The organism is Pseudemcibacter aquimaris (assembly GCF_028869115.1).
Taxonomy (GTDB): Bacteria; Pseudomonadota; Alphaproteobacteria; order Sphingomonadales; family Emcibacteraceae; genus Pseudemcibacter; species Pseudemcibacter aquimaris.
Map to the genome: position 1 here is coordinate 1290288 of NZ_CP079800.1, position 13178 is coordinate 1303465.

The following is a 13178-nucleotide window of genomic DNA, read 5'->3' on the forward strand; positions in this document are numbered from 1 at the left end:
TTACTCGGCAACGGCAACATTCAAATGTTTTCTGATGTTTAGCCCGACAAACAGGTAAATCAGAAACGCACCCATTGCCATTGAGCCACAAACTACAAACATCATGTGATATCCCATGCCAAATTCAAGCATACTGGCGGCCACATTGGGGCCAAGGAATTGACCAAAACCAATAACAGCAGGGACGAGTGCTGCGAGCATGCCGCTGCGGTCCATGTGAGCGATCATCGCCGCCTGATAAATATCAATGAATGTCCATAAGGTCATGAAGGCAAAAAGACTTATAACCAGTGTCGTTTCACTAATGCCCGCATAAAGCATAATTGCGCTTGCAGCCATAGCGAGCAGGCCAAAATATAATGGTTTAAATAGGCCGTATCTATTGGCGAAATGCGCCAGCACGCAGCCGATAATGGCAAATATCGATGACCAAGTCAGAACAGGTGTGATGAATGATTGTGCAAGCCCGTCACTAAGGGCCGCCAGTTCGATGTAGGTGTAATAACCACCGATATTAATGTAATAAAGACATATTGCCGATAAACACATAACGGGCAATATTTTCGGTACTTTCCAGTTCACTGCTTTTTCTGTTGCCATTTCCAGGTCATTAAGTTCTTTTTCATTAAGCGGGTGCTTGGGAATAAAAAGCACCAACCCCGCTATTAAGACACCCAGAATGATGAAGACAATATAAATCCCATTCATAGATAATTGCGGCAAAAAATGAAGCGCTGCCGCGGTGGAAAATGCAAACCCAAACAGTTCAAGGTTAAAGGCAAAAACCGGGTTTGTAGCGCCACTTAACGTCGCTGCCGCAACTCCGCAGAAAAGCCCGCTGGCGATACCGGAAAACAGACGCAATATTAATATTTCCTGATAAGTGCCAAGCACCATACATAAAATATTGGCCCCCAGATAAAGTACAAGTGCGCTGTAAATAATATGCCATCTATTGATGCGGCTCACAAAAAAGGCGCTGAGTACAGCGCCAATTGCTAGTCCACCCATGTCTGCGCCCCAAATGCGGCCGACCTCGACTTCACTAAAGCCTGCCTTGGCCACAAGAGCCGTACTTAAAACGGGCACACTGACCGTCACATTATACCCGATCAGTGCGATTGCGACCGCTGCGAGCAAACAGCTCCAGCGATCAAACGGATTACTTTTGGCTGCCCCTGCATCCACATTATTTGACATATTTCTGAACCCTATATTTTATTTTGTGATCACATTATAGCGATAATTACAGTTTGACCAGATAAAAAAGTGTGCGGGTGTCAAGCAAGAGTATGGAATATCGCGAAATTATTTCAATTACTGGCTTTTTTTCTTAATACAAATGATCTATAAAATTTGCCATTAAGCCTAGAAAAATGAGTTTAGCCGTGAATAGTTACATTAAAGCCAAAGATAGAAATAACCGCCATATTGCCATGTGGCTTTTTGTGGTGTGTGCCTTTGTATTTGCCATGATTGTGGTTGGCGGGATTACGCGGTTAACTGAATCCGGGCTTAGTATGGTGAACTGGAAACCGATTAGCGGTATTATTCCACCGTTAAATGAGGCCGAATGGATGGCTGAATTTGATGCTTATAAAGAATATCCAGAATATCAAAAAGTCAATATGGGCATGACCCTTGATGAATTTAAGAATATTTTCTTCTGGGAATATTCGCATCGTGTACTTGGTCGTTTGATTGGTATCGTATTCGCGGTGCCGTTTTTCTTTTTTCTTTGGCGTAAGAAAGTCAAACGCGCGCTAAAGCCGCATTTATGGACATTACTTGTACTTGGTGGGTGTCAGGGAGTGCTGGGCTGGTACATGGTGATGAGCGGGCTTGTTGACCGACCGGATGTATCGCATTACCGTTTAACCGCCCACTTGGGTCTTGCGGTTATAATTTATATTTATGCATTCTGGATCGCGATGAAGCTTATTATGCCGGTGCGTGAACATGTTCCAAATAAACCTGTGGGGTTAGCGACAACATATGTTGTTCTGATATTTATTCAAATTCTGTTGGGGGGTATGGTTGCCGGAACCAATGCAGGGCTTGTCAGTGATACTTGGCCGTTGATGTTCGGGCAATTGATCCCGGATGGCTTATTTGCCAATGGATCGGTTCTTGCAAATATGCTTGATAATCCACTTACCATTCATTTTGAACATCGCACCTTTGCATACATCGTATCAATTGTTGCTTTGGGTTTATGGTGGGAACTTAAATCCGATGGCAGACGAAGTGTCCGTTTTGCAGCGAACCTTGTCGTGCTGACGGTACTTGGCCAATTTGCACTTGGTGTTTTAACCATTATGAATATGGTTGCCATTCCAATTGCGGCTGCGCATCAGGGCGGTGCGATCGTTACTTTATCGGCGTCTCTTTATCTTCTGAACCGTATCAAAGCCGAAATTTAAGTGCATCATTCATAAAATTGCCTTAATATCAGATCAGTATTTATAAATATTGATTAGAGAAGGGACATGCCATGAATAAATTTCTATCAGCAACAGCGATATTGATTGCAATGAATTTGATACCTGTAAACGCGACTGCGCAAGAAAGTGACCCAATTGACGATATTTTTAAACGTGTAGAAGAAGTCCGTCAGGATATTGAACGCGCACGTCGTGGCCGCGAAGAAGATTGGAACCGTGACCGCGAAGAAGACGAACGTGACTGGAACCGCCGCTGGGAAGAGGATGAGCGTGATTTTCGCCGTGAACAGGAAGAACGTCGTCGTGAATTAGAAGAACGTGAAAGAGAGTGGCGCGAAAAACGTGAAGAAAGCCGCCGTGAATGGGGCATGGAACAAGCAGAAAAAGAACGCAAGTGGCACGAGAAAGAAATAAAGCAAGCGGAAAAAGACCGTGAAAAACTTGAAAAAGAAATGGCACGTGCGGAAAGAATGCGTAACAATCCAGGACGTGGGAATAAGAAAAATAAGCCCGGGCGTGGCAACAAACCTAATGATTAGTTGCTAAAATAAAGTAATTGTTACTTTCAATTATTTAGATATTCGTTAGTATTCCCTTACAAAATATAATTCTGGGGAGAATACTTATGAAATTTTTTAAAACGATTATTATATTATTTGCGTCTGTTTTTTTTGTTTCCAATGCTTCATTGGCACAAGATAATGCTGATGTTGTTAACGAAGCCTTTGCAAAAGTTGAAGAAGTGCGAGCAGAGGTCGAACGTGCACGCGCGGATCGGTTAAATGAGTGGACCCAAAAGCGAGAATCTGAGCGCGAGAAATGGGAAGAAAAACGCTCGAAAGCTGAGGAAAAATGGCTTGAAAAAGAACAAAAGCGTGCGGAACGTGAAGATGCAAAAATTGCTAAAGAGTTAGCGAAAGCGGAAGAAATCAAAAAAAATCCGACAAAAGCAAAGAAAAAGAAGAACCGCACTGGCAGTAGACCATTTTAACCGATGACAGAATATTGCACTATTTATGTGACTTGCAGAGATAAGGCTGAGGCTAAAAATATCTGTAAGTCACTTTTATCAGAAAAACTTGTTGCGTGTGGCAATATAATTGATGGTGCAACGTCCATTTATTAATGGCAGGGCGCGCTTTGTGAAGACAATGAAGCGCTGTTGTTTTTAAAAACAATTGCTTCAAAAAGTGATGCCGTTACCCAAAAAATAAAATCCATTCATAGTTATGATGTCCCATGTATTGTGATGTGGAATATTGTGGATGGAAACCAGGATTATTTAAACTGGATTGATAGGCAAATTACTTAACTATTTATACCTTTCTATGTTTAATGTTTTTTTTATTATTTGCTGCTAAGTTCTTCGAGTAGATAAGGGAAGTGATCCACTCGGTTGGTAAATGATAAAAAATATAATAAAAATAGCGAAGTTAACTGCGTATTTCATGGCGTGTTTTTGGGCCAGTGAAGCGGCGTTGCTTGCGCAGAATTCAAACATCTTTCTAACGGCTGAAGAGCAGCAGTGGATTGCTGATAATCCGGTTGTACGTGCAACCTTTAAAACGGATGTTCCACCACTTGAATTCGTGGATAATAACTTGCCAGCGGGCTTTTCTGTTGATTACCTTAATTTGGTTGCTGATAAAATCGGCTTAACGGTTGAATATGTTCAGGGTGATAATTGGATAAGCCAGCTTGATATGGTTAAACGCGGCGAAATTGATATCGTGCACAATGCCATATATACCGAAGAAAGATCATCGTTTCTTAATTTCACCAGTCCTTACCTTGATTTGCCCATGTATTATTATGGTAAATTTGGTGACGCTACGGTCGACAATATCAATGAAATTATGAATAAGAAAATTGGTGGCGTTACAGGTTGGGCGAGTACTTTACAATTTAAAAGGGACTACCCTGATCTTGATTTTCTGGAATATCCGTCCATGCTTGCGGCGCTTGATGCCTTGTCAATTGGTGAGGTAGAGGTCATTGCCGGTGTTTTTCCGATCACGGATTACATCATTTTACAAAATAACCATCTTGAAGTGGAAAGGGTTAGCTATACCCCGCTTGAAGAAATGAGGAATTTAAACGTCATACGCATGGCGACGCTTCATGAAAACCAGATACTATATTCCCTTATTCAAAAAGGCTTGGATGCTGTTACTTTAGAAGAATACAGTCAGTTGTCGGAAAAATGGTATAATCATCTTAATATTCAAAAGCCGCTAATTTTAACGCCGGAAGAATTAAACTGGATCGAAGAAAATAAAACGGTTCGTGTTGCGGCGAATGTTGACTTGGCACCAATAGAATTTGTTAATGAAAATCGTGAAATTGATGGCATATCGGCTGTTTTCTTAAATGAAATTGAAAAGAAAACCGGCCTCATTTTCGAATATGTGGGAAATAAAGATTGGGACCATGCCCTAACTATGATTAGAAATAGCGAGGCAGATATCCTTTCAGCTGCAGTGGCAACCCCGGAAAGGGAAGAATATCTCACATTCACTGATTATTATATTTCATTGAATACTATGATTTTCGCACGAGCCGGCGAAGAAATATATAGGAATATGAGATCCTTATCAGGGCGAACAGTAGCGATTGAAAGAGGCTCGCTTAAAGAATGTTTTGCCTGATCATTTGCGTAATTTAAACTTTCATGGTGACCAGATTGCGATCAGACGTGTCTTTTTAAACCTTTTATCAAATGCTGTGAAATTTTCACCAGAGGTAAGCGAGATTATATGTTCAATAGAAGAGTATGGTAAGGATCATATTAAAATAATGGTTCGTGATAAAGGGATCGGTATACCTAAAGAGAAAATAGAAGAGGTTTTAAGTCCATTTGGACAAGTTCACGAGGTTAAGAACCTTAATCAAACTGGTACTGGTCTTGGGCTTCCTATCGTGAAAGAGCTTGTTGAGCTGCATGGGGGTGAGTTTACACTTGAAAGTGCGGTAGGTACTGGAACGGATGCCATTATACTTCTTCCTAAAGAAAAATTTTCCGTTTAATGTAATTTCTCATGTAAATTAAGTATGTTATTTAATGGTATTATAGTACCATAATTGTAAGTTATTGAAATATAACGAATAATTGTTGTTGATTTTATTTTTTATTGTGGCATATTGCGCGCGAATTTAATCGTAATTTTATTTAAGGATTTATTCCAATGAAAACTTACTCTGCAAAACCTGCAGATATTGAAAAAAAATGGTACGTCATCGACGCAGAAGGCCTTGTGCTTGGTCGTATGGCAGCCATTATCGCAACATACCTAAAAGGTAAGCATAAGCCTATGTATACACCTTCAATGGATTGTGGCGACAATATCATCGTAATCAATGCTGAAAAAGTAAAACTTAGCGGCAACAAAAAAGACAACAAAGTGTATTACTGGCACACTGGTCACCCTGGCGGTATTAAAGACCGTACAGCACGTGACATCCTAGAAGGTGATTACCCAGAACGCGTTGTGATGAAAGCTGTTAAGCGTATGCTTAACAATAACCCAATGGGTCGCCAGCAACTTAGAAACCTTCGTGTTTTTGCCGGCTCAACACACACACACGAAGCACAACAACCAGAAGTTCTTGATGTTGCTGCAATGAATGAAAAGAATGTAAGGGATTCATACAATGGCTGATGAAAAGAAAACATTAGAAGACCTTAAAGAGGTTGCAGTAGAAGCAGCAGCAAATGAAACAGCAGATGTGGCTGTTGAAGCCGCTGTTGAATATGTTCAGAAGCTTGATGCACAAGGTCGTGCATATGCAACTGGTAAACGTAAAGATGCGATTGCCCGTGTTTGGATTAAGCCAGGTAGCGGTAAAATCACAGTAAACGGTCGTGAAGAAGTAGTTTACTTCGCGCGTCCAACACTACGTATGATTATTGCACAAGCATTTGAAGTTGCTGATCGTGTTGATCAGTATGATGTTGTTGCAACGGTTTCTGGTGGCGGTCTTTCCGGTCAAGCTGGTGCCGTTCGTCACGGTGTAAGTAAAGCACTTACGAACTATGAACCAGAGCTTCGTTCACCACTTAAAGCCGCTGGCTTCCTAACACGTGATGCACGTGTTGTTGAACGTAAGAAATACGGTAAAGCGAAAGCGCGTCGTAGCTTCCAGTTCTCAAAACGTTAATCGTTTTATATACTTTTACAATCAAGGCTCGCGAATTTCGCGGGCCTTTTTTGTGTTTGGGTATATTTAAAAATTACTTAGCTTATTCAAAATTTTGAAAATGATGATATAATTCTAAGAACAAAATAAAAAAGGGAAATTCTTATGATGAAATCCAGTCACCGAACTTTATCATTTTTACTGGCGGGGGTAATGGTCTTATCTTCTTGCGCAACGGATCCATATACAGGAGAACGAAAAGCATCAAATGCGGGTGTTGGTGCAGGTATAGGCGCAATTGTCGGTGCAATTGGCGGTGCTATTGTAGGTGGAGATGATAAAAGAAAAGCGATGCTAATTGGTGCTGGTATTGGTGCGCTTGCTGGTGGCGGTGTTGGTTATTATATGGACCGTCAAGAAGCAAAGTTGAGAGAGCAGCTACAAAGCACGGGTGTACAAGTCGTACGTGATGGCGACAATATTATATTGAATATGCCTAGCCATATCACATTTGGATCCGATAGTTCAGATGTTAGTGGTAATTTCGCCGATGTTCTTCATTCAGTAGGGCTTGTTTTAAAAGAATATGACAAGACATATGTCGATGTACTGGGACATACAGATTCATCAGGTTCCAACGAATATAATCAGGCTTTATCCGAAAGGCGTGCATCTGCTGTTGCGGGGGTATTAATGAATGAAGGCATTATTCAGGAACGTATCGTTGTACGTGGGGTCGGTGAAGAATATCCAATCGCGGATAATGTCACCGAAAATGGCAAAGCATTAAACAGAAGAGTTGAAATTGCGCTTTCTCCGGTTGTCTAGTTTTATGATAGAATGACCGTTTGAATAGGTATCAATACCATTTATTCGTTGATGTTTTTGAAAATTGGCATAAGATTAAATGACTGGGGAACAAACATATAGGGGAAGTATGATGCCAAACGATAAAATTCATCAAATAACGATTGTAGGGGCGCTGCTGTTTATCATCGGTGTGTTTTTACCACTTGCGACTATACCTGTTGTGGGTGACATTAGTTATCACCGTGTTGATAATGTATCAGCCATTATTTGTGTAATACTTGCTGCTGCCACGGCAGGATGTATTTTCATGAAAAAAGAACTTTTCACAGCCGGGGCGGCAATTGCTGTTTGGGTTGTACTGTTATGGCCAGCCATTAAAAATATTGGCGGCGGTAGCAGTGATGACGGCGGAATGTTGGGGGACCTTATGGGAAAAGCAACAGATCCACTAGCCGATTTTGCAGCAGATTTATTCATGAATATCAATGAATTTAGCTGGGGCGGTTTTATCTTTTTAATTGGATTGCTTGTGATGACTGTGGGAAGCATTATGACCAGTTTAAAGGCCAAAAAATAAAGCTATAGAATTGAAGTTAAACTGATGCCTGTGTTCACATATACATTAAGAATTATCACTTTAAAATTATTGTTGTTATTGACAGTGCTTTTAAATGTGACACAGGCGCAACAGCAAATTGAAAATGGGGTCCGGTTAACAGACGAAGAAAAGCGTTGGATCGAAGTTCATCCTGTAATACTCGTGACCAATGAAATGGATTGGCCGCCTCTTGATTTTGTTAGAGGGGGGAAACCTGCAGGTTTTTCAATTGATTACTTGAATTTGATTGCTGAAAAAGTTGGTCTTTCTGTTGAATATATCAATGGCTATACGTGGGCGGAATTGTTGTCCATGGTTGAAAGTGGCGAAATTGATATGGCTCACAGTCTTATTCAATCGGAAGACAGACTTGAATATATGAATTTCACAAAGCCGTATTTAAAACTGGCAACTGCATTTTATGGCCGTCCGGAAACCGGGAAAATTGAAAGTTATGAAGATTTAATCGGAAAATCTATTGGGTATGTTGATGGATCGGCAAATATCAATGATTACAGGGCCAGTTATCCTGATTTAAATTTTGTTAAATTTACGAATGTATTTGATGCGCTCGCCGGTGTTTCTGCTGGTGGGGTTGATCTTATTATCAACCGTGTTGCAACAGCAAATTATATTATTTCTCAAAATTTGATCAATAACGTAGAAGTTCTAGGCAATACATTATTTCCTGTTGTTGATGAACGGTTTCATCATAGATTTGGTGTGCGTAAAGATTGGCCAGAATTAATTACCATTCTGGAAAAAGGAATGGACGCCGTCACTGAAGAAGAATTGCGTGACTTATCGGTAAAATGGCAAGCAGATTTCAAAAGCACAAATGTCATTGGCCTGACCGACGAAGAAAGAATATGGCTATCTGAAAACCCTGTTATCAGAATGGCCGTAGACCCAATCATTCCACCCATTGAATATATTGATGAAAATGGGGAAATTAATGGTATTGCCAGTGAATATATCAAAATTCTGGAAAACGAGTTGGAAGTTGATTTTGTCTGGATGGGAAATGAAACTTTTAAATCCGGTGTGGAGGCTATGAAGAATGGGGAAGCGGACGTGATGTCCGCTTTAACAGCAACGGGTGACCGTCTTGAGTATATGGATTTTACGGACAGTTATATTAATGTAACAAGTATGATTTTTGGTCGTGTTGGCGGCGAAGTGTTCGGCGATATGAATGGCCTTGAAGGAAAAACCATTGCGCAGGTTCGCGGTTTCTCTAATGTTGCGATTATGCAAGCAGCATATCCGGAACTAAACATCATCGAGGCCGATACAGTGGTCGATGCCCTAAAGCTTGTTGCGACCGGTGCAGCGGATGCCCATATCGGAAGTATTCCGATTACTTCGCATAATATTGCTGTTTCAGGATTAACGAATTTGACGGTTGTTGGTGAAACCGAATTTTTTGGTAACGTTTCAATTGGTATTAGAAAAGATTTACCATTGCTATCAAGCGCAGTTCTAAAGGCCTTTAATGCGATTAGCGAAGATCAACACAGGGAAATTCGTCAAAAATGGATTGCGTTACAAACGCCGGAACAAGTGGATTATTCATTTCTTTGGCTCGTAATTGCTGCGACTTTACTTTTGATATTAATTGTCGTTCTGTGGAATATCCGTCTTACAAAAGAAATTGAAAAAAGAAAGTTGGTTGAAAATGACCTGTTCGTTGCTAGGCTCGAGGCTGAAGAGGCCTTGGCGGTCGCGGAAGAGTCGCAATTGCTGGCTGAAGAGGCGCAAGCTGCAGCTGAATTTGCATTGATCGATGCAGAAGAGGCAAATGCAGCCAAATCTTCTTTTCTCGCGAATATGTCTCATGAAATTAGAACGCCCTTAAACACTATTATCGGCTTTTCTGACACAATGCTGCTTGGGGTATTTGGAAATATTACAGAACCACGATATGCGGATTATTTAAAAGACATTAAAGCGAGCGGGGAGCATCTATCTGTTGTTATTAATGATATACTTGATCTTTCGAAAATTGAAGCTGGCAAATGGCAGCTTTTTGAAAAGGAAATGGCACTTGATAAATGCTTGAATGATGCCATTAGAATGACTTCATCGCAGGCAAGTCTAAAAGATATTATTATTGAAAACGGTGACGGGAAAACAGGATTTTCGGTTAGTATCTTTGGTGATTATAATGCATTTAGACGTGTGTTTATTAATGTTCTTTCAAATGCGGTAAAATTCTCTAATGCTGGTGGAAAGGTATATTGTCATATTGTTCAGGAACAAGACGGCGGTGCTGCTGTAATCATTGAAGATCAAGGGGTCGGTATTTCAAAAGGTAGGATTGAATATATTCTAAATCCATTTGAATATGCTGATGATAGTTATGGTGTTAATGATGGCAGTAGCGGGCTTAGTTTGCCGATCGTGAAAAAGCTTGTTGAATTACATGGTGGCGGTTTCCAAATTAATAGTAAAGAGGGTATCGGTACGACCGTTACCATAAAAATTCCAGCTTCGAGGGTGCTTGCGACGCATTCATATTCTCTCATCAAAAAAGTGATTAATTGACCTATTTGCCCTGGAATATAAGGGTTTTCTGAATAATAGTATTTCGCGAATGTTTTGAAATTAATAGTTTAACGTGTTAAACTGCGCCTCAATTAACCTAAAAATTTTATTTATTCTTGATGATTAGAAAGTATGTGCACATGTATTTTGATGTGGGTAGACTTGTTGTATTTCGTAATAAATTATTGAATTTTATGATTAAAAAACTGTTTTTATTCAGTTTTTTTGTTCTTTATCCTATTGGCGTCCTTGCGCAATCAATTGATCAGGATAATAGCTTACTTGCATCCGAAGAAATCGCCTGGATAGCACAAAACCCAATGATCCGTGCGACCAATGATATGGAATGGGAACCTTTAGATTTTGTTAGTGTGGGCAAACCTGCCGGCATATCAGTTGATTATTTAAATCTTGTAGCCAGCAAAGTTGGATTGAATGTTGAATACGTCAATGGATATACATTAGATGAAATGCTGGGAATGCTTGAAAGACGCGAAATTGATATTGCGCATGGAATTTCTGAAAGCGAAGAAAGAAGTAAATTTCTGAATTTTTCTGATACTTACTTATCAATGCCACTTGTATATTTTGGAAGAAAAGGCGCCGATCCAATTTTATCAATTGATGATTTGAAGGGGAAAAGAATAGGTGCCATAAGCGGATGGATCGCTCTCGATATTTATAGGGAAAATAATCCTGATTTAAATTATGTGGAATATTCCAATGTTGGCGAGGCATTAATTGATTTATCAGCGGGGAAACTGGATGTTTTCGTCAATATTTTGCCAGTCATTAATTATTCAGCAGATAAAAATTTTATAACTAATCTGGAAATACTGGGTAACGAAGTTATTCCGGAATTGCAATCCGGGATAAATTTAAGACTTGCTGCTAGGAATGATCAACCGATTTTAATGTCCATTCTTAAAAAAGGCATGTCACAGGTAACAGAACAAGAATTTCAGGATATACTTGTGAAATGGCGTGCCATTATTGAAAACGATAAAGAAATCGATTTAACGATTGAAGAAAGACAATGGTTAGCTGAAAATCCTGTTATCAAAGTGGGGTTTGATCCTACAAACTCACCATTCAACATATTAGATGAAGATGGGCGCCTAAGCGGTATTTCTGGTTCATTTTTAGATATTATTGCCAAAAAGCTCAATGTGGAATTTGTCACTGCAGGAAGTCAGAACTGGAACGAGGCTATGGAGATGATCCAAAATGGTGAAGCCCATATGTTATCTGATGTTACACCAACACCAGAACGTCGAAAGATAATGACTTTTACAGATGTATATTTAAGTGTATCCAAAGTGATTTTTGCGAGAGCGGGCGGGACAGTCTATGGAAACATGGGGAGTTTATCAGGCAGAAAAATTGCCCAAGTCGCGGGATTTGCGGATACAGAATTTTTAAAACGTGATTATCCAAGTATTGAAGTTCTTGAAGTCGCGGATATTGGTGAGGCACTTGTTCTTGTTTCAAACGGTGAGGTTGATGCCTATGTCGGTGACATTCCTGCGGGGATACATAACATAACACGTGAAGGATTAACGAACATCATTGTTGCTGGAGAAGCCCCATATCAAGGGGAAAGCGCAATGGCTGCCCGCATTGATTTACCCTTACTCTCTAGTATCTTACAAAAAGCAGTGCGATCGATCACACCAGCTGAAAAAGCGGATATTGAAAGACGTTGGCTTTCTATTCAAGTAGAAAGGGCCACAGATTATTCTTTAATCTGGAAGTTAGCCTTGGGTGGTCTAGTGATTATTTTGCTTATTTTTATATGGGCTAACAGTTTGCGTAGAGAAGTTGAGCGGCGAAAAATTGTTGAAGAAAAACTTATCAAATCTGAAAAATTGGCTCATAAAGCTCAGTTAGAAGCTGAAGCCGCTAATGAAGCTAAGTCAGCGTTTCTCGCTAATATGTCTCATGAAATAAGAACGCCACTTAATGCAATCATTGGTTTTTCTGAGGTAATGTCACTAGGTGTATTTGGTGAAATTAAAGAACCAAAATATAAAGAATATTTACATGACATCGAAGGAAGCGGAAAGCATCTGGCGAAAGTAATTAGAGATATTCTTGATCTTTCAAAAATAGAAGCCGGAAAATGGCAATTAACTGAAAATGATTTTGATTTAAATAATTGCATAATAGATACAATTAAGATGCTTGAGCATCAGGCGGATAATAAAAATATTAGATTAACTTTTCATTCTGATATTGATCAAAATGTATTGCTTTACGGGGATGATGTCGCGATAAAAAGAATTTTGATCAATCTGATTTCTAATTCAATTAAATTTACTGAAGCTGAAGGTGAGGTGGATTGCAACCTTTCCGTTTTAAATGATGGTTGGGTCAGAATGGAAGTTATCGATAATGGGCTGGGTATTCCTGAAGATAGACTGGAATATGTGACAGTTCCTTTTGAACAAATCCAGAAAGATGAAGAATTGCAAGAAGAAGGGACAGGATTGGGGCTTTCGATTGTTAAGCAATTGGTATTAATGCACCAAGGGCGCTTTGAAATCATGAGTACTTTTGGATTAGGCACAACCGTTTTAATCGATTTTCCGCCGCAGAGAATAGCGAATAGATTAAAAACTATAAGATCCGCGGTCACATAA

The 13178-nt window shown here is 39.8% G+C and carries 12 protein-coding genes and 1 pseudogene; 12 read left to right on the forward strand and 1 reads right to left on the reverse strand.

Translation table 11 applies throughout. The features are described from left to right. Positions 1-1200 (reverse strand): MFS transporter, encoded by a 1200-nt coding sequence (locus KW060_RS06265; RefSeq protein WP_249035515.1) that lies wholly within the window; start codon positions 1198-1200, stop codon positions 1-3. A 176-nt stretch (positions 1201-1376) separates the two neighbouring features. Here KW060_RS06265 and KW060_RS06270 point away from each other — a divergent pair, with 176 nt between their 5' ends. From KW060_RS06270 to KW060_RS06320, 12 genes and pseudogenes are all read left to right on the forward strand, one after another. Beyond that, positions 1377-2423 (forward strand): COX15/CtaA family protein, encoded by a 1047-nt coding sequence (locus KW060_RS06270; RefSeq protein WP_249035516.1) that lies wholly within the window; start codon positions 1377-1379, stop codon positions 2421-2423. Between the two features lie 71 nt (positions 2424-2494). Further along, the gene (locus tag KW060_RS06275; RefSeq protein WP_249035517.1) at positions 2495-2983 is read left to right on the forward strand and encodes a hypothetical protein; all 489 of its coding nucleotides are present in this window, start codon (positions 2495-2497) and stop codon (positions 2981-2983) included. An 86-nt stretch (positions 2984-3069) separates the two neighbouring features. After that, positions 3070-3435, forward strand: a complete 366-nt coding sequence (locus KW060_RS06280) for a DUF1682 domain-containing protein (RefSeq protein ID WP_249035518.1) — start codon at positions 3070-3072, stop codon at positions 3433-3435. Positions 3436-3438: 3 nt separating this feature from the next. Continuing rightward, positions 3439-3756, forward strand: a pseudogene (cutA, locus tag KW060_RS15925) (divalent-cation tolerance protein CutA). A 136-nt stretch (positions 3757-3892) separates the two neighbouring features. Further along, the gene (locus KW060_RS06285; RefSeq protein ID WP_249035519.1) at positions 3893-5092 is read left to right on the forward strand and encodes a transporter substrate-binding domain-containing protein; all 1200 of its coding nucleotides are present in this window, start codon (positions 3893-3895) and stop codon (positions 5090-5092) included. Next, positions 5085-5471 carry a sensor histidine kinase gene (locus KW060_RS06290; RefSeq protein WP_249035520.1) on the forward strand — a complete coding sequence of 129 codons (387 nt, stop codon included), beginning with the start codon at positions 5085-5087 and terminating at the stop codon, positions 5469-5471. Before KW060_RS06285 ends, KW060_RS06290 begins: the two co-directional genes overlap by 8 nt. Positions 5472-5629: 158 nt before the next feature. Further along, complete coding sequence (gene rplM, locus KW060_RS06295; RefSeq protein WP_249035521.1) at positions 5630-6103, forward strand: 50S ribosomal protein L13; 474 nt, start codon at positions 5630-5632, stop codon at positions 6101-6103. Next, the gene (gene rpsI, locus KW060_RS06300) at positions 6096-6602 is read left to right on the forward strand and encodes a 30S ribosomal protein S9 (RefSeq protein WP_420833162.1); all 507 of its coding nucleotides are present in this window, start codon (positions 6096-6098) and stop codon (positions 6600-6602) included. The genes rplM and rpsI overlap by 8 nt, the downstream gene beginning before the upstream one ends. A 147-nt stretch (positions 6603-6749) precedes the next feature. After that, positions 6750-7409 carry a YiaD family glycine zipper/OmpA-like lipoprotein gene (locus tag KW060_RS06305; protein WP_476704319.1) on the forward strand — a complete coding sequence of 220 codons (660 nt, stop codon included), beginning with the start codon at positions 6750-6752 and terminating at the stop codon, positions 7407-7409. Positions 7410-7521: 112 nt separating this feature from the next. Next, a complete protein-coding gene (locus tag KW060_RS06310; protein WP_249035523.1) occupies positions 7522-7968 on the forward strand; it encodes a hypothetical protein in 447 nt (148 codons plus the stop codon). Positions 7969-7992: 24 nt separating this feature from the next. Further along, positions 7993-10536: a transporter substrate-binding domain-containing protein gene (locus KW060_RS06315; protein ID WP_249035524.1), complete on the forward strand. Its 2544-nt coding sequence runs from the start codon at positions 7993-7995 to the stop codon at positions 10534-10536. A 140-nt stretch (positions 10537-10676) separates the two neighbouring features. Continuing rightward, positions 10677-13178: a transporter substrate-binding domain-containing protein gene (locus tag KW060_RS06320; protein ID WP_249035525.1), complete on the forward strand. Its 2502-nt coding sequence runs from the start codon at positions 10677-10679 to the stop codon at positions 13176-13178.

What these genes read in the sequence shown, in the direction of transcription:
- KW060_RS06270 (WP_249035516.1), top strand. Translation starts at nt 1,377, where the DNA reads ATGAGTTTAGCCGTGAATAGTTACATTAAAGCCAAAGATAGAAATAAC.
- KW060_RS06320 (WP_249035525.1), top strand. Translation starts at nt 10,677, where the DNA reads ATGTATTTTGATGTGGGTAGACTTGTTGTATTTCGTAATAAATTATTG.
- KW060_RS06275 (WP_249035517.1), top strand. Translation starts at nt 2,495, where the DNA reads ATGAATAAATTTCTATCAGCAACAGCGATATTGATTGCAATGAATTTG.
- KW060_RS06265 (WP_249035515.1), bottom strand. Translation starts at nt 1,200, where the DNA reads ATGTCAAATAATGTGGATGCAGGGGCAGCCAAAAGTAATCCGTTTGAT.
- rpsI (WP_420833162.1), top strand. Translation starts at nt 6,096, where the DNA reads ATGGCTGATGAAAAGAAAACATTAGAAGACCTTAAAGAGGTTGCAGTA.
- rplM (WP_249035521.1), top strand. Translation starts at nt 5,630, where the DNA reads ATGAAAACTTACTCTGCAAAACCTGCAGATATTGAAAAAAAATGGTAC.
- KW060_RS06285 (WP_249035519.1), top strand. Translation starts at nt 3,893, where the DNA reads ATGGCGTGTTTTTGGGCCAGTGAAGCGGCGTTGCTTGCGCAGAATTCA.
- KW060_RS06315 (WP_249035524.1), top strand. Translation starts at nt 7,993, where the DNA reads ATGCCTGTGTTCACATATACATTAAGAATTATCACTTTAAAATTATTG.
- KW060_RS06310 (WP_249035523.1), top strand. Translation starts at nt 7,522, where the DNA reads ATGCCAAACGATAAAATTCATCAAATAACGATTGTAGGGGCGCTGCTG.
- KW060_RS06305 (WP_476704319.1), top strand. Translation starts at nt 6,750, where the DNA reads ATGAAATCCAGTCACCGAACTTTATCATTTTTACTGGCGGGGGTAATG.
- KW060_RS06280 (WP_249035518.1), top strand. Translation starts at nt 3,070, where the DNA reads ATGAAATTTTTTAAAACGATTATTATATTATTTGCGTCTGTTTTTTTT.